Below are 16,903 nucleotides of genomic sequence, written 5' to 3'. Positions count from 1 at the left end.
GCGGAAAAGTCTTCAATAGATAAACAAACACCACCAGATTGATCGCGAGATTAATTCTGCTAAACACTACAAGATCATGAGAACAAGGAGAATTCTTCTATGTTTAGCGATATGATACTTTCCGCAGTCTTGAGAAACGCGCTATGACACAGCAGTATTGCATCACACTTCTTCCCGGTGACGGCATTGGACCTGAAATCATGTCGGTCGCCGTCCGTGTCCTCAAAACCATCGGTGAAAAATTTGATCTCAATTTCGAGTTTCAAGAGGCTTTAATCGGCGGATCTGCGATCGATGCCACAGGTGAACCGCTCCCCGCTGCGACACTTGAAACCTGTAAACAAAGTGATGCTGTGCTACTCGCTGCGATCGGCGGTTACAAATGGGATGCTCTCCCACGTCATCAGCGACCTGAAACGGGATTGTTAGCACTACGATCGGGCTTACAGTTATTCGCGAATCTTCGCCCTGCAACCATTCTTCCACAGTTAATTGATGCTTCCACATTGAAACGCGAAGTCGTGGAAGGGGTCGATATCATGGTCGTACGCGAATTAACGGGCGGAATTTATTTCGGACAACCACGAGGAGTATTTACCACCGAAACAGGCGAAAAACGCGGTGTGAATACAATGGCATACACCGAATCAGAAATCGATCGTATCGGACGAGTCGCGTTTGAAACAGCACAAAAGCGATCGAAGCGTCTTTGCTCGGTCGATAAAGCGAATGTGTTGGAAGTCTCGCAGTTTTGGCGCGATCGTATGATTGCTCTCTCGGCTGAGTATCCCGATGTTGAATTGACGCATCTTTACGTGGATAACGCAGCGATGCAACTCCTTCGCGCTCCAAAACAGTTCGATACGATCGTGACTAGCAATCTGTTCGGAGATATTCTCTCGGATGCGGCTGCAATGTTAACAGGAAGCATCGGCATGTTACCATCTGCCAGTTTAGGTGCCTCGAATCCGGGCGTTTACGAGCCTGTTCACGGTTCTGCTCCAGACATTGCGGGACAAGATAAAGCAAATCCACTAGCACAGATTCTCAGTGCTGCGATGATGCTGCGCTATAGTTTCAATCAAGCGGAAGCTGCAACCCATATCGAGCAAGCGGTTTTGAAAGTGTTAGATCAGGGCTATCGTACCGGAGATATTATGTCTGAGGGTAAAACGCTTGTGGGATGTCAAGCGATCGGAGATGCGATCGTTGCCGCACTGTAGGTTAATGTGAATTCGATGATGTTTTGCGCTCCATTATTCATCTGCCCTGGAATAAAAGATACTGTTGGCGCATGGCTAGGGAGTAAAAGTCCCGCTCACCATGCGCCAACAGTATCGCTGATACTAGGAAGCTAATGTCCTTCGATCGCAGGAACACACCGTTCACACAATAATGGATGCTCTGTCGATTCACCAACATGAGTCGAATAGTTCCAACAGCGATCGCATTTCTCACCCTCTGCGTTCACAACACCAATACTTAACCCTTCGGATTGAGCCGTGTATTTTGCTTCAGGTAATCGATCGCTCAGTTCAACCTGCGAAGTGATGAACAGATAGCGCAATTCATCCACATGATTCCCCTTCAAACTATCCGATGGATTGAGCGATTGAAGCTCCGATCGCAAAGCTGGATCAGCCACGAACAACAATAATTTTGCTTCGAGTGAAGACCCGATCGCTTTATCGGTTCGTGCTTGTTCTAGTACTTTGTTAGCTTCTCCGCGAATATCGCGCAATTGTTCCCACTTCTGAGCGAGATCTGAATTACGCCATTGATCGTCAAGCTTCACCCAACCTGCTTCAAACACTGATTTATAAGGTGTTTTGTAGGGTAAGTACTGCCAGATATCTTCTGCCATGTGTGACAGAACAGGCGCGATCGATTTGGCTAAGTTCTCAAGCGCGATCGCGAGCACCGTCTGACAACTGCGACGACGTTCTGCATTGAGTGAACTGATGTACAACCGATCTTTAGCAATGTCGAGGTAGAAGTTTGACAAATCGACCGCACAGAAGTTCTGAACCGTCTGGAAGAAGCGGAAAAACTGATAAGTTTCAAACGAGTCTTGGATTTCGTCAAATACTTCGGTGATTCGGTGCAGCATATAGCGATCGAGTTCTGGTAACTGCTCGTAAGCGATCGCATCTTTCGCTGGATCAAAGTCGTGTAAGTTCCCTAGCAAAAATCGTGCAGTGTTGCGAATCTTGCGGTACACATCTGACATTTGCTTCAGAATGTTTTTACCGATCGGCACATCTGTCGTGTAGTCCACCGATGACACCCACAAGCGCAGAATATCCGCACCGTAAGGCGGTTCTTGCTGTTGATTCTTACCACCTTCGATCACGATCATTGGATCAACGACATTGCCCAAGGATTTACTTTGTTTGCGTCCTTGTTCATCCAAGGTAAAACCATGAGTTAACACCGTTTTGTAAGGAGCTTGTCCCTGAGTTGCAACACTCGTCAGCAAACTGGACTGGAACCAACCGCGATGTTGATCTGACCCTTCGAGATAGAGATCAGCGGGATATCGCAATTCCGATCGCTGTTCCACAACTGCCGCCCAAGATGATCCAGAATCGAACCAGACATCCATGGTGTCGGTTCCTTTGCGATAGTTCTTACCGTGGTACTTTTCGGGTAAAAGTTCTTCGATCGACAATTCCCACCAAGCGTCAGAACCTTTCTCAGCTACGATCGCTTGCACATATGCGATCGTTTCTTCGTTTAGCAATGGTTTTCCAGTTTCCTCGTCATAAAACACCGGAATCGGAACGCCCCAACTGCGCTGACGAGAGATACACCAATCCGATCGCTCAGCCACCATGGATGTGATCCGATTCTCGCCCTGTGCTGGAACCCATTGCACTGAGGCGATCGCTTGCAATGCTTCATCTCTAAAACCTTCCACCGAGGCAAACCATTGTTCAGTCGCACGAAAGATCGTCGGCTTTTTCGTGCGCCAATCATACGGATATTTATGTTGGTAAGGTTCCTCTTTGAGCAGCGATCGAGCCTCTTGCAGTGCTTCAATCACCGCAGGATTTCCATCACCCAACACATTCAAGCCCTGGAACTGTCCTGCTTCTTCGGTAAAGTTGCCATCATCATCAACCGGAGACAAAATCGGCAATCCATATCGCTGTCCCACTAAATAGTCATCTTGACCATGACCTGGAGCCGTATGAACTAAACCTGTCCCGGATTCAGTGGTGACATAATCGCCGCCAATTACGATTTCACTAACGCGATCGAACAATGGATGTCGATACGTACAATGCTCCAGCAATCGACCCATCATCGTCGCTTTGACTTCGAGCGAAGTACCAAGAACTTCAGATAAGCGATCGACCAAATCTTTCGCCACGATCAGATACTTAAATCGTCCCGGTGCATTCTCTCCAACTTCCACCACGGCATAAACTAGCTCCGGGTTCACACTCACAGCTAAGTTTGCCGGAATTGTCCAAGGTGTCGTCGTCCAGATTGCCACACCCAACTCACCCAAAAACGGATCGAGCGGCATCTGCAAATCTTTCGACAGATTCAGCACTTCAAACGCTGCGTACAAGCTCCGAGACGTATGACCCTCTGGATACTCTAATTCTGCTTCCGCCAGTGCTGTCTTAGAGCTAGGACTCCAGTGAACCGGCTTTAATCCACGATAGATGTAACCTTTGAGCACCATTTGCCCAAACACACTGATTTGAGCCGCTTCGTATTCAGGTTTCAGCGTCAGATAAGGATGCTCCCAATCGCCCCAAACACCGTAGCGTTTGAAGCTGGTCGCTTGTTGGGCAACCGTATCGATCGCGAAATCTCGCGCTTTTTGCCGCAGCGATAATGAAGTCAACTGCCGCCGTTCTTCGGGCTTGAGGGTTTGCAGGACTTTTAGCTCGATCGGTAATCCATGACAATCCCATCCCGGCACGTAGCGCACCTTTCGCCCTTTTAGCAATTGATACTTATTGATCGTATCTTTGAGGATTTTATTCAGGGCGTGACCGATATGCAGCGCACCATTCGCATAAGGCGGTCCGTCATGCAGAATAAACACCTCACCCGGATTCTCTTGCGACAGGTGTTCGTAAATCTGTTGCTCTGCCCAGAATTTTTGCAGTTCAGGCTCACGTTTGACGGCATTGGCACGCATATCAAACTTCGTTTGGGGCAGGTTCACGCTGTTTTTGTATGAACCGGGTTCTGTCGCAGTCATAAGAAAAGGGCTAGAAAAATCAAGTATCCGTCTATTTTGTCAGGAATTTCGCCACTGTGGAGAGAAGCGCGAAATTTGTTTCGGATTTGCTGGGCAGTCGGAATCTGTCAGAATTGAGGAAAAAGTTATCAATCTCACCGTTGCACAGGCAATCAAATCTGTCGAACTCTGCCAAAAACTGTCTGATTTGTATCGAGACATCTACTTATTTCGATTCAGTCCCGTTTGGAACAATCTACATCCTCGCCCGCGAGAATATCGAAATTGTCATCATCCAAAATGGAACCTGGGAGTTTGTCAATGAAACCGAATTTTGAAGCCATGACCAGAGCAGAACTGAAAGCGTATGTGCTTGAAAATCGAGAAGATGATGAGGCACTTGCAGTACTCATTAATCGACGCAATCCAAACGCAGTGAAATACACCACAAACGACCCCGAAGAAATTAAGGAGATTTTGAGAAAGAAGATCGCGGGTGAAATCTAAATAACGAAGGGGATCGGCGCAATTTCGATCCCCTTCTCTATCGCATCGCAACTGGTCGAGTCTGAAATAAGATGCTATCCAGCAACTGCACTCTCTTTCTGAAGATTCGCCTCCACCTGAACTGGTGAATTCGTTGAAGCCGCTAGAATTTTAGGCGCAATTAACCGCCGAATCTCATGCACGGTTTGTGAATCAACTTGCAAGATTTTTGCCATTCGATCGTGCAACAATTGCTCCGATTCCGCAATTTTGCCATCTGCTTTCGCGATTTCCCAAGTCAGAGACAGCAGCAATTTCCGCTTGATGTCCGCCTTGTCAGAGTTTTTCTCGCTCAACAAATTCTGATGAATAACGTCCTCAAACGTAGAAATGTTGCTCATCACTGCTCGAACCCGTTGTCGATCGTGATCCTGAATTTGAGGATTTGCCAGCAATTGATTGATCGCAGTTTTTTCTTCTTCGTCAAACACTCCATCGGCTTTCACCATCGGTAACGATGCCAAAATCACATCTGCAAGAAAGCTACTCAAATTTCGGGCTTCCATTTGATTGAACGCATACATCGTGACTCCAAATGTTCCAGCCCCAATTGCAAGTCCTAATGCGATCGGTGCCCCAACGGTCAACAATCCATAACTCGAAGCACCCACCACAGTTTTCATGCCGATCGCCGCTCGAAGCGCTCCGGGCAGTTGTGTCGCTACTGGAGTCCACCAAGCAGCAGGCATAAAAGCGGCAGTTGCAGCGTTAGACGCAATCATACCGCTGCCGATTCCTGCAACACTTCCAGCAAACAGCGACGTTCCTACTTTTTGCCAAGGCTCTAAGCTTTCTCGCACGGCTGCAATTTCTGATTCTCCCAGCGTAATCTTGCTGCCAGTTTCACCATTAAAATAAACCGCTAATTCAACAAGCTGATAACTAAAACACTTGTTGATTTCTTGAGACAAATCCCTTCCGTCTTTAGCAAGTTCTTGTCCCAAAGCCTCGATTTGCGGCATTGCTTTCTCAAAGACGGTCTGAATTTTCCTTGTCAAATCGACCCAAGAATCGCCCATGTCCACCTTCAGGGTCAACATATCGTCTTGCATTGATTGAAAGTCGCCATTCGCGTGAATTGTCTTGAAATTTCGCACATGGTCTTCGTTCAGGTTGCTCACTAGATCCAAGGTGGCTAATGCAACCACGATCGCGACAAGCAACGCGATCGGAGCCGTGACCATCCCGATGAACGGAACGCCCGTGAATGGAATGAAAGAATGAGCCATGAATGTGAGAATGCTGCCTAAAATTAACAAAGCAGTAGTGAGATATTTACGAGTCTGCGAATCTGGTGCTGAATCTTGGTAGAGCAGAATTAGAATCTTGATGTATTTTGGCAATTGACCCACACGAGACACTGCAAATCCTAACAGGCTCCCCAGTGCCATCATCGCAAACGGCACGATCGCAGAAAAAATTGCACTGACTGAGGGTAGGATCACAGGCAAAATTAAGGAAATGATTGCTGGCATTGGAAGTTTCCTATTCAGGACAAAAGTTTGACCTGAGCGTACCCAGCGTCTATCAGTCACTAACTCGCTGGGTATTCTTATGTCAGAATTGAGGAACAGATTATTAATCTCACCGTTGCACAGGCAATTAAAGCCGTTGAAGTTTGCCAAAGTCTCTCGACGATGTTGCGAGATATCAACCTTTTCCGATTTGATCCCCTAAGCGGAATCATTTATGTTCTGGCTGAGGAAAGCATCGAAGTTGTCATTTTTCAAGATGGAAACTGGGAGTTTGTATGATGAAACCAGACTTTAAAGCCATGAGTAGAGAAGACTTGAAAGCTTATGTCTTAGCTCATCGAGACGATGATGAAGCAATTCGGGAGCTTTTTAGTCGTCGAAGTCCGAATGCGGTGCGATATAAGACGAATTCTTTTGAGGAAACTTACGAGATTATCCGTAAGAAAATTGAGGGAGAAATTTAAGCAGGAAAGGGGAAGTGATTGACCGCTTCCCCTTCTTAATTCTGTTCTTCTTTCTCCTGCATGAAGCGTTCGAGGTCGGCAAAAGCTTGCTCAAGGTCGATGGTTTCACCGCGCTGCACGTTCGACGAATTATCCGAAGTGGCTGCCTCAGATTCAGAAATAGAAAGCGTTTGCTCTAGTTTACTGAGCGATTCTGCAAAGGCTTCCGCAGCAGCACGACGTAATTCTCGCTGTTGTCGATCCATGAGGCTACTCCTAAACAGTGTGAGACAGTCATCTCCACGCGATCCCTTCATTTTTCACGGTGACTCCGCTTGAATCAGGATGCCCAGTTCAGAAAAAAGGATTTCATTCGTCGATTTAGCCTCGCCGTATTGTCGAATCGACGCTTCACAGATGAGAATAAATAGGCATTGAGAACGGGAGGGAACTGTGGCTTACGATTATGATTTGGTGATTGTCGGCGCGGGCGTGGGCGGTCACGGCGCGGCTCTTCACGCGATCGATTGTGGTTTGAAGACTGCAATCATTGAAGCGGCGGATATGGGCGGAACCTGCGTCAATCGAGGCTGCATTCCTTCTAAGGCACTCTTGGCAGCTTCCGGACGAGTCAGAGAGTTACAGAACGAGCATCATTTAAAGTCGTTGGGGATTGAAGTCGGGGATGTTGCCTTCGATCGAGCGGCGATCGCGAATCATGCGATGTCGATCGTGACCAAACAGCGTGAAGGCTTGATCGGTAGCCTCAAACGTTTGGGGGTCGATGTGATTCATGGAAAAGCGCGAGTGGCTGGAGAGCAGAAATTAATCGTCGCGACTCCAGAAGGCGAAAAGACCGTGACCGCAGAAGAAATCATTCTGGCTCCGGGGTCGATTCCATTCGTACCGCCGGGAGTTCAGACCGATGGAAAAACCGTGTTCACCAGCGATGACGCGATTAAGTTGGAATCGTTGCCGCCTTGGGTTGCGATCGTCGGTAGCGGCTACATCGGTTTAGAATTCTCCGATGTTTATACGGCGCTTGGTTGCGAAGTCACGATGATCGAAGGACTCGATCAACTGATGCCCGGATTTGATCCAGATATTGCAAAACTGGCTCAGAGAATTCTGATTGCGCCTCGCGATATCGAAACGAAAGTGGGCGTATTTGCGGCGAAAGTGATTCCGGGATCTCCGGTGACGATCGAGCTTATCGATGCCAAGACTAAGGAATTAGTCGAAGTGCTCGAAGTCGATGCCTGTCTCGTGGCTGCGGGTCGAATTCCGTTTGCGAAAGAGTTAGGGCTTGAAAGCGTCAATGTCGAACTCAATCGCGGGTACATTCCCGTGAACGACAAGATGCAAGTGTTATCCGAGGGCAAACCTGTGCCGCATTTGTGGGCGATCGGGGATGCGACCGGGAAAATGATGCTGGCTCATGCGGCTTCGGCTCAAGGAGTGGTGGCGATCGAGAATATGTGCGGTCGAGAGCGCGAAATCGATTACCGTAGTATTCCGGCAGCGGCGTTTACTCATCCTGAAATTAGTTTTGTCGGGTTGACTGAGCCGCAAGCGAAAGAACTCGCGAAATCAGAAGGATTTGAGGTGGCGGTGGTGCGGACGTATTTCAAAGGAAATGCAAAAGCGATCGCAGAAGGAGAATCCGAAGGAATCGCGAAAATCGTTTACCGCAAAGATACCGGAGAGGTGTTAGGAGCGCATATTATCGGGCTTCATGCGGCAGATCTGATTCAAGAAGCGGCGAATGCGATCGCGAAACGGGAATCAGTGCGATCGTTGGCGTTTTTGGTGCATACGCATCCTACGCTGTCTGAAATTTTGGATGAGGCATATAAACGGGCTGCGGTTCATGCGTAAATGATTTCGCTTCGTTTTAGTCTGCTTCTGCCCTCTCAAAGTCCCCCAGAATGGGGGACTTTGAGAGGGGAAAACACTCTGGAATTCAAGGACAATCTTGAAACCGAAGCTAAGCTGTGATTCCAAGAAATTGTTCCTGCAATTGAAAGGGCTGTAGCAATTCAAAGTCCCCCACTCGTGGGGGATTTAGGGGGCACTCCCCCAAACCATCAGAACCTAGATTAATTCCTCTAACCCTCACAATCATCAATGGAAATTCGTCGTCGTCGCCCCAATCCCGCTGTCGCTGTCCAAGAACTGCGCTATCAAGTCAAAGTACCAGACAGCGCTCCCCAGAATATTCTCGAAGAAATCGTTTGGCAAAAAGAAACCGAAGTCGATCAACTACGGGAAAAAATGCCGCTGCTTGAACTTCAGCGTAAGGTGAAAGATTTACCCGCACCAAAAGATTTCTTAGCTGCCCTGAAAAATAGCTCAACGAAACCTGCCGTGATCGCTGAAGTCAAGAAAGCATCACCCAGTAAAGGCGTAATTCGCGAAGACTTTGATCCAGAAGCGATCGCACAATCTTATCAATCCGGTGGCGCAACCTGTCTTTCTGTCCTTACCGATACCAAATTCTTTCAAGGCAGCTTCGAGAATTTGGCAAAAATCCGGGCGGTCGTTGATTTACCGCTGTTGTGTAAGGATTTCATCGTGTACCCGTATCAGATGTCTTGGGCGCGACTGCATGGAGCCGATGCCGTTTTATTGATTGCGGCAATTCTTTCAGATAAAGATTTGCAATACTTCCTCAAAATCGTCAAAGCTTTGGAAATGACTGCACTGATTGAAGTTCACACGGTAGAAGAACTCGATCGCGTTCTCACTCTCGATGGTGTAACGCTTGTTGGCGTGAATAATCGCAACCTGAAGAATTTTGAGGTGGACTTGAAAACCACAGAGGACATCTTGCGCGATCGCGCTTCAGCGTTAGCAGAAAAAAACATTACGATCGTGAGTGAATCCGGACTCTATACGGCAGCCGATTTAACCAGAGTTTCAGAAGCGGGAGCCACAGCCGTTTTAATCGGAGAATCGCTTGTCAAACAGCCTGATCCTGGACAAGCCCTGGCACAATTACTGGCGGGATGACCCGAAGCAAGTTCTGACTGCAATAATTTTTTCGCGTGATCCTTGAGTTTCTAGGGATTCAGCGTATACAGTCTAGAGAGTGCTCTCTCGCTATTCAATCCTTCCTTGTAGGTCTTTCATGGAACCGATTCCTTTGCCATCGCACATTCACTACGAGCTGCTCTTACAACTGTTAGAACGTCAGACGATGTTTGCGGTCAATGCGAAACAGCGAGAACAAGTCCAGCAACTGATTATCGCCCTTCGCAAGGCACTCTCTCAGCAAAAACATCTTGAAGGCGAACTCGATCGATTGAATATTCCGATCGAATATCGCTGGTCACTCAACAGTGTAGAGATGCCGACCGAAGCCGTAACCCTGCCTTCAGAACCGAAACACTGAGTTACGGAGGCACAATTTCGAGACTGCGTGTACCTTGGTAGTCGAGTTTTTGGAGATCGAGCGGTGTCAGAACCGGAGCAACTCAGTTTGAGGTTTGATGATTCTACGGTTTCGGACTTGTTACAACAGGTTCAGGCACAGCAGCGTCGCATTCGTGATCTAGAACAAGCACTTGATCAGTCGATCGCAAGTTTAGAGGAACTGCGATCGCAAGTCGTGAATCAGCATTTCCTCGAACGACAACTCGCTTCGACTGAAGAAATCGCGAATGTGCAACAGCAGGCGATTCATCAACTAAAGCTGCAATTTTCACAGCAAAAAGCAGAACTCGAATTGAAACTACAACAGGCACAGCAGCGAGAGCGTGATTATCAAATTCTCTTAGATGCGGCGGAAGCAAGACAAAGCGAATCCGCTGAGCTTCAACCGTTCGCGATCGAGCAACAGTTACAAGTACTGCAAACCGATTTGCACCTGAGACGGCAGCAGCTACAAGAACTCGAATCCCAAAAGCAAGAAGCTCAGACGCGAATCATTGAACTCGAAGCGCAGGTCGAAGCGCTAGAATCTCGGATTGCCCGACACATGACGACTCAGGCGCTCCTTCAGCAAGTGTGTCAAGAACTCGAAGTCGATCGCGAACAAAGCCAAACTCGGATCACCGAACTCGAAAGCCAAACCGCAGAGATGCAGGAACAGATTCTGAGTCAGGCGCAACAGGCGAGCGAGTACGAAACGGCAGTACAGCACTGGAAAACGCGCTTTCAGGGATTGCACGAAACCGCGATCGTGCTAAAGCAAGCATTAACCGATCAGGAATTGCCGCCGGAAGTGAGAGCGCTAATTGATGCGATCGATACGTCTGCGCCGCCAGATTTGAAATCAACGGCTCGATCGAATTCGTTCAAGCCAGAAAGCGACATTCCTGAATTCTTAGTTCGCCGTCGCACTTATCGCACTCGTAAAACTTGAGGAGCGTTATCTTAGTCAATTTGATGAGTCTCTTCGCTTCGATTGCCTCCCGCCCTGAAATGAATTTCGGGCTAATCGTGGAAAGTCTACTGAAGTAGACTGGGAGCCAGTCTCAAGTTCTTAGTCCATTTCAATGGACTTGCGCCGATTAGCCCGAAATTCATTTCAGGGCGAGGCGTTGCAACGAACGGCAACTTTTCAAATATCCTCTAACGCTTCTGAAACACAACCGATAGATTCTTCGCTGGCATTGCAACCACTTTTAGCAGTACTAATTCTTGATCTTCAGCCGCAGCAGTCACATCCTCTAAATTTCGCACACCCCATTCTGGATTTTGAAGCTGCAAGCTTTCATCAAACATCGCATTACTCGGTGCTGTATGCGTTCCACCTTGTTTGTAAGGACCATACAAATACAAAATTCCACCGGATGGCAGAATCCGATTTGCGCCCGCCATCAATCCCAAACACGCTGACCAAGGCGAGATGTGAATCATATTGATATTGACGATCGCACAAATCGGCTTTTCAACATTCCAAACCGAATCACGCGCATCGATCGCGATCGGGGCGGCTAAATTTTCACTCGGTTCAACCTCACGCCATGCGGCAATACTCGCTAGGGCGACTGGATTGAGATCAGATGGCTGCCACAGTCGAGGAGCTAACCGAGGCGCAAAGAAAACAGCATGTTCTCCAGTCCCGCTAGAAATCTCTAACACTGTTCCAGTCGCGGGCAAGACTTCGTGCAAGACCTCCAGAATGGGGTCTCGATTGCGTTGAGTCGCGGGTGCGTATTGTCGATCGTCAGAGTCGTTCATGTCTTCAGAATTCGCGGAGATTTTCAAGAGAAATTGCAGAGTAAAACAGATTGCTAGAAGCGTTCCTCAAACAGCATTAGCAGAACAAGTCGCAAAAGAAACAGCTTCTGAATCAATCGCTATCCGACAGCTTTTTAGACCAACTGAAATTCTTTCACAGCCGGAAGAAAATTCGCGTTTTCGTGCGCCGATCGACTGAGCTTAATCAATACAAATCGTTGAATCGGCGCAAGCGACTCCCATTGCGCGACTGTAATTTGTATACCAATGTCTGTTGCTTTGGTTTGCACACTCTCAGGAACTGTCGTCGGATCAGTCCACGGGGGAGCAGGATCGATCGCTAAATCCGTCGCTGTTTCTCCCGTTCGCTGTTTGATCAAGTCGTGCAAAAAATCGTGATAGTGCTGAATCTCATCTGCTGTTGTGCAAGGTCGCTCGACGGTTTGATGGCGATCGTGTTCTGTAAACTTATTCCATTGATGCAGCTTTAACTTCACGCCGCATGTATCGAGCTTGAATCGAACAATCATCGGAACGCAGCGCAGCGAATCAACAAAATCAGATTCAAATTGAAAGAAAGGACTCATCGATCGACTCCTTAATGATTACTTTTAGGAGCAACATTCCGAACAATCCAGTAACTGATAGAAAGCGCAAAGATCGCCGTCGCCAGTGCAATCAAATCGATCCCAGCCGTTTTCTCCAAATCTAGAATGATGATCTTTCGAGCTACCGCAATCAATGAAGTTACGATCACTAATTCCACTTGAATCACGTGCTTTTTCAAGTAGGCGGTAATGTTCTCTAGAATTTCAAACGCGATGAGAACGTTGAGAAATAAACCAAAAATGGTAAACAAAACTCTCGTGGAATAGTCATACGGCGAAATCGAAGTCAGCTCAGCTACTAAAACTCTGCCCAGTTGAAACACCGAGAGAAAGATCACGAGCAGCATCATGAGCGACAAAATTTTTGCCACCCAACCTTCGATGCGTTCGAGGAAATGGAGAAAATTGTTGTCTTTCATTCCTTCTCGCAATGATTTCCACAGAGAACGCCGCATAAATACCTACCACCTCTACTGCTGTGAGCATACCCAGACAGTGCGATCGGAGTAAAGCAAATCGTGCGCTTTGTTACATGGGGGATTCTATCAGGAAGAATTGAGCAAAGTCTATGGACAGGGCAATGAACACCCGATCGTTTACAACCATGTAGAAGCAAACACAGGGGTTTGAGCTTCAACACTGAGATTGTCGATCGCGCTCATTGGAATTAATTGCACTGCACAAGCTTTCAGTTCCGGTTGTTTCGAGTCCGGGCAAGCAATCTCATGTGTGAGTGCATTCGCTTCTGCGTGATCAGCCCAGAGTGCGCCCCAGTGCATCGGCACAAAAACCGTTCCAGGCGCGATCGCTTTGGTGACTCTGGCGGGAAAACGCGCCATGCCTCGACGCGATCGCACTTCGATCAGTTCATCAGCTTGAACGCCTAACTTGGCTGCATCTTTCGGGTGAATCTCAATGAATGGATTCGGATACATTTGGCGAATTTTCTCGATTCGTCCAGTGCGGCTCTGAGTGTGCCAATGTCCATACAATCGCCCGGTTGTTAACACAAAGGGGTAGTTATCGTCTGGAGGTTCTGCAAGTCCGCGTGAATGGGCAGATGAGAAACGTGCCTTGCCGTCTGGGGTGTGGAATTTCAAATCGGTATAGAGCCGTTTTGCTTTGTCAGTCTTTTGCGGCAAGGGTTCTGCTTTATTGGAAAAAGGCCATTGTGTCGCACCCATTTCGCGCAAGAACGTATGGCTGAGTCCGGATTGATCACACGGTCGATCGCGGGTGACTTGCACAAATTCTGCATAGACTTCCGCTGAATAGTTAAACGCGAATTGCTTGCGATAGCCTAATCTACGTCCGACTTCTGCAAAGATTTCCCAATCGGTGCGAGCTTCACCCGGAGCCACTCGAAACTGTGGGCACAGAGTCACCCGCCGCTCGGAATTAGTCATCACTCCGGTCTTTTCGCTCCATTGTGTAGTCGGTAACAACACATGAGCATAATCTGCCATTTCCGTTGGATAGTAGCATTCTTGATAAACCGTGAACGGCGATCGACGAAGTGCCGCTTTCGTCCGCTCAATGTCGGGCATACTCACGGCTGGATTGGTTGCCGCCACCCAAAGCATGCCAATTTCTCCGGTTTCAAGTCCGGTGATCATGTCCCAAGCGGTTCGACCCGGATTTGCAGAAATCGAACCGGCTGGAAGTTGCCAGAATTGTTCGAGTTGGGCGCGATGTTCTGCAACTTTGACTAATCGATAGCCTGGCAGAAGATGAGAGAGTCCACCTGCTTCACGTCCCCCCATTGCATTCGGTTGCCCGGTGAGCGAGAAAGGTCCGGCTCCCGGTTTACCAATCTGTCCCGTGAGCAAATGTAGATTGATAATCGATCGAACTTTTGCCGTTCCTTCCGAGGATTGATTGATCCCCATCGACCACATGGAGATGACCCGCTTTGATCTGCTCCAGTAGTGTGCCGCCGTGAGCAAATCAGTCTCAGCAATTCCACACCGAATCGAAACCACATCGGGCGGATAGTGCTTAACGACTTCTTTGAACTCTTCAAAGCCGTTGGTGTGAGACTCGATGAAGGCTGGATCAATGTCGCCCCACCGCAGCAATAAGTAAGCAATTCCGTACATTAAATCAATGTCTGTACCGGGATTGATTGCTAAATGAAGATCAGCCGCCTCAGCCGTTTCAGTACAGCGGGGATCAACCACGACTAGCTTCACATTCGAGTTCTTTTTGTGATAGCGACGAAAGCGATTAAACACGATCGGGTGACATTCCGCTGTGTTGGTTCCAATCAAAAAAGCACAATCGGTTTGCTCTAAATCTTCGTAGCAGCAAGGTGGACCATCTGCACCAAAGCTTTGAATGTATCCCGCCACCGCAGAAGACATACATAGACGCGAATTTGCATCAAAGTTATTGGTGCCGAGACAGCCTTTCATCAGCTTTTGAGCGATGTAGTAGTCTTCGGTTTGGAACTGTCCTGAAGCATACATCCCGATCGCATCCACGCCTTGGGTAAATTTCACCATGCGAATGCGATCGACAATTTTTGTCAATGCTTCTTCCCAAGTCGCTCGACGAAACGGCTCATCGAGCGAATCGCGCATCATCGGGTAGCGGAGACGATCTTTGTGGAGGGATTCAGCGATCGTGGCTCCTTTGACGCAGACCATACCCTGACTCGATGCGTGAGCGCGATCGCCCCGCACATTCCAAATCGGTGTGCCATCTTTGTCGCGGTTGACGGCTTTTCCCGGTATTGCAGGCGGCAGTACCTCTAAGCCGCAACCCACCCCACAGTAGGGGCAGAGCGTTTTAGTTGGTTCAGCCATGACGGTGTTCTCCCTTATGTCTCAAGTTCTGCTGAGTCGCGTTGAAGGACTTGTAGCTGCTCACAGGCAATCGTTTGAAGTAACTGCAATCCAGTTGCAGTGTAAGTATAAATCTCTAGTAGTCCTTCTGGTAAGGCTTCAAACATAAATTTCTCACCAGGGAACACAATGCGATCGAGCGATCGCTGTGGATTCTTTTGCAATCGGATCTGTTGAATGGCTTGGGAACGGTTGGTGTAATAGCACAGGATCGAGGTCATGAATCGGAGGGGGATTCACCCGTAAAAGAGGACAAGTCAAACCGGGAGCGAAAAAGCGAGCGATAGCTTCGGACAGCGGTTGTGGAGAGTCGTCTTCGAGAAGTTAAAATCTACGACATCGTTCATTCTGAGCAGACGACTGAGAATCGAACTGTGTTGTAGATTACGGGCTGACAATTTTGATCATAGTTGCCCCGTCTCAATCAAGTGCTTCTGCAAGAAAAAAATATACAAAGCTGAATGAATGAAGGTGAAGAAATTGCTTTGTAACAGGCGTTCTAGAATTCTTGCTGCTGTGTAGAGTCGTTACACCAATCGGTTTAAAGTTCGTATCCAAAAATGTTTCTTTTTGTGTTGCGATCGTATTCATTGTATACAGTATTTAATTTGCTTGAATACGATCGCAATTGTAATCATTTAGTCATCATCATGAGCATACCGACCGAACAAGAAGTCGAGTGCTTGGTTTCGCAACGTGTAGTATTGCGGGTCTTCCATGAGTGCTGCTCGATCGCGGGGACGCGGGAAAGGAACAGTCATGACTTCGCCAATGTTTGCCGCAGGTCCATTGGTCATCATCACAATGCGATCGGCAAGGAACAGCGCTTCATCGATGTCATGCGTAATCATCATGACAGTAACTTTGTGCTGTGCCCAGATTTGAAGCAGTTCTTCTTGCAATTCTTCTTTGGTAATTGCATCTAACGCACCGAACGGCTCATCGAGAATGAGCACTTCAGGATAGATCGACAATGCACGAGCGATCGACACCCGTTGCTTCATCCCACCGGATAGCTGTCCGGGCTTTTTGTTCGCTGCTTCTTCTAGTCCCACCATTGCTAAGTGCTGATTGACAATCTCAGTTTTGTCAGCTTTGGATTTTTCGGGATAGACTGCGTTGACTGCCAAGTAAATGTTCTCGAACGCGGTCTTCCAAGGTAAGAGCGAATAGTTTTGGAAGACCACCATGCGATCGGGTCCCGGTTGTTCGACTCGTTTGCCTTGAACGCGCACTTCACCTGACGAAGGTTGACGAAAACCAGAAACCATATCGAGCAGCGTAGACTTACCACAACCAGAGTGACCAATCACACAAACGAATTCACCTTCGCCAACGGTCAAATTGACATCTTGAAGAACAATGTTTTCACCACCGTCTCGCTTCGGATAAACCTTAGAAACTCCCTCAATCTCGACAAAGGGAGCGGCTGATTGGGCTTCGGTTTGAGCGGCTTGAGTTGAGAGAATTTGCATAAGGGAATGGGGAAGTAGGGAGAACAGAGGATTCAGAGGCGAGCTTAATGCTTGGAGAATTTAAGAGGAAGTTTGAAAAGTCTTCGCTTGTTGCAGCGTCCCGCCCTGAAATGAATTTC

The 16,903-nt window shown here is 48.0% G+C and carries 16 protein-coding genes; 7 read left to right on the top strand and 9 right to left on the bottom strand.

What is annotated here, in order from left to right:
* Positions 1–143: 143 nt before the first annotated feature.
* Positions 144–1,223 carry a 3-isopropylmalate dehydrogenase gene (gene leuB, locus NIES2104_RS09870; RefSeq protein ID WP_058998059.1) on the top strand — a complete coding sequence of 360 codons (1,080 nt, stop codon included), beginning with the start codon at positions 144–146 and terminating at the stop codon, positions 1,221–1,223.
* 131 nt (positions 1,224–1,354) lie between these two features.
* Here the strand turns inward: leuB and ileS are convergent, their stop codons facing one another.
* Entirely contained in the window at positions 1,355–4,225 is a 2,871-nt protein-coding gene (gene ileS / locus NIES2104_RS09865) for an isoleucine--tRNA ligase (protein ID WP_058998058.1), read from the bottom strand.
* Positions 4,226–4,525: 300 nt separating this feature from the next.
* On the opposite strand from ileS, the gene NIES2104_RS09855 reads away from it, so the two are divergent.
* Entirely contained in the window at positions 4,526–4,711 is a 186-nt protein-coding gene (locus NIES2104_RS09855; RefSeq protein ID WP_058998057.1) for a hypothetical protein, read from the top strand.
* A gap of 74 nt (positions 4,712–4,785) precedes the next feature.
* On the opposite strand, the gene NIES2104_RS09850 is transcribed toward NIES2104_RS09855, so the two are convergent.
* On the bottom strand, positions 4,786–6,225 hold the full coding sequence (locus NIES2104_RS09850) for a TerB family tellurite resistance protein (protein WP_058998056.1): 1,440 nt from the start codon (positions 6,223–6,225) through the stop codon (positions 4,786–4,788).
* 275 nt (positions 6,226–6,500) lie between these two features.
* Here NIES2104_RS09850 and NIES2104_RS09845 point away from each other — a divergent pair, with 275 nt between their 5' ends.
* On the top strand, positions 6,501–6,689 hold the full coding sequence (locus NIES2104_RS09845; protein ID WP_202815044.1) for a hypothetical protein: 189 nt from the start codon (positions 6,501–6,503) through the stop codon (positions 6,687–6,689).
* Between the two features lie 35 nt (positions 6,690–6,724).
* On the opposite strand, the gene NIES2104_RS09840 is transcribed toward NIES2104_RS09845, so the two are convergent.
* On the bottom strand, positions 6,725–6,934 hold the full coding sequence (locus NIES2104_RS09840; protein ID WP_058998055.1) for a hypothetical protein: 210 nt from the start codon (positions 6,932–6,934) through the stop codon (positions 6,725–6,727).
* A 187-nt stretch (positions 6,935–7,121) separates the two neighbouring features.
* On the opposite strand from NIES2104_RS09840, the gene lpdA reads away from it, so the two are divergent.
* The 4 genes from lpdA to NIES2104_RS09820 all read left to right on the top strand — a co-directional run bounded on the left by lpdA (position 7,122) and on the right by NIES2104_RS09820 (position 11,034).
* Positions 7,122–8,546 carry a dihydrolipoyl dehydrogenase gene (gene lpdA / locus NIES2104_RS09835; protein ID WP_058998054.1) on the top strand — a complete coding sequence of 475 codons (1,425 nt, stop codon included), beginning with the start codon at positions 7,122–7,124 and terminating at the stop codon, positions 8,544–8,546.
* A 249-nt stretch (positions 8,547–8,795) separates the two neighbouring features.
* A complete protein-coding gene (gene trpC / locus NIES2104_RS09830) occupies positions 8,796–9,680 on the top strand; it encodes an indole-3-glycerol phosphate synthase TrpC (protein WP_058998053.1) in 885 nt (294 codons plus the stop codon).
* 118 nt (positions 9,681–9,798) lie between these two features.
* The gene (locus tag NIES2104_RS09825; protein ID WP_058998052.1) at positions 9,799–10,062 is read left to right on the top strand and encodes a DUF5340 domain-containing protein; all 264 of its coding nucleotides are present in this window, start codon (positions 9,799–9,801) and stop codon (positions 10,060–10,062) included.
* Positions 10,063–10,125: 63 nt separating this feature from the next.
* The gene (locus tag NIES2104_RS09820; protein WP_156426915.1) at positions 10,126–11,034 is read left to right on the top strand and encodes a hypothetical protein; all 909 of its coding nucleotides are present in this window, start codon (positions 10,126–10,128) and stop codon (positions 11,032–11,034) included.
* 209 nt (positions 11,035–11,243) lie between these two features.
* Here NIES2104_RS09820 and NIES2104_RS09815 read toward each other — a convergent pair whose 3' ends face one another.
* From NIES2104_RS09815 to NIES2104_RS09790, 6 genes are all read right to left on the bottom strand, one after another.
* On the bottom strand, positions 11,244–11,855 hold the full coding sequence (locus NIES2104_RS09815; protein WP_058998050.1) for a DUF938 domain-containing protein: 612 nt from the start codon (positions 11,853–11,855) through the stop codon (positions 11,244–11,246).
* A gap of 134 nt (positions 11,856–11,989) precedes the next feature.
* On the bottom strand, positions 11,990–12,442 hold the full coding sequence (locus NIES2104_RS09810) for a nitrate reductase associated protein (RefSeq protein ID WP_058998049.1): 453 nt from the start codon (positions 12,440–12,442) through the stop codon (positions 11,990–11,992).
* Positions 12,443–12,453: 11 nt separating this feature from the next.
* Positions 12,454–12,918, bottom strand: coding sequence for a phosphate-starvation-inducible PsiE family protein (locus NIES2104_RS09805; RefSeq protein ID WP_058998048.1), 465 nt, complete (start codon positions 12,916–12,918; stop codon positions 12,454–12,456).
* Between the two features lie 141 nt (positions 12,919–13,059).
* The gene (locus tag NIES2104_RS09800) at positions 13,060–15,270 is read right to left on the bottom strand and encodes a molybdopterin oxidoreductase family protein (protein WP_058998047.1); all 2,211 of its coding nucleotides are present in this window, start codon (positions 15,268–15,270) and stop codon (positions 13,060–13,062) included.
* Positions 15,271–15,284: 14 nt separating this feature from the next.
* Positions 15,285–15,530: a DUF1830 domain-containing protein gene (locus tag NIES2104_RS09795; protein ID WP_058998046.1), complete on the bottom strand. Its 246-nt coding sequence runs from the start codon at positions 15,528–15,530 to the stop codon at positions 15,285–15,287.
* 417 nt (positions 15,531–15,947) lie between these two features.
* On the bottom strand, positions 15,948–16,784 hold the full coding sequence (locus NIES2104_RS09790) for a nitrate ABC transporter ATP-binding protein (RefSeq protein ID WP_058998045.1): 837 nt from the start codon (positions 16,782–16,784) through the stop codon (positions 15,948–15,950).
* Positions 16,785–16,903: the final 119 nt, after the last annotated feature.

The organism is Leptolyngbya sp. NIES-2104 (assembly GCF_001485215.1).
In the GTDB taxonomy this organism is placed as follows: Bacteria; Cyanobacteriota; Cyanobacteriia; order Leptolyngbyales; family Leptolyngbyaceae; genus Leptolyngbya.
This window is presented reverse-complemented; position numbering and strand designations above follow the sequence as displayed.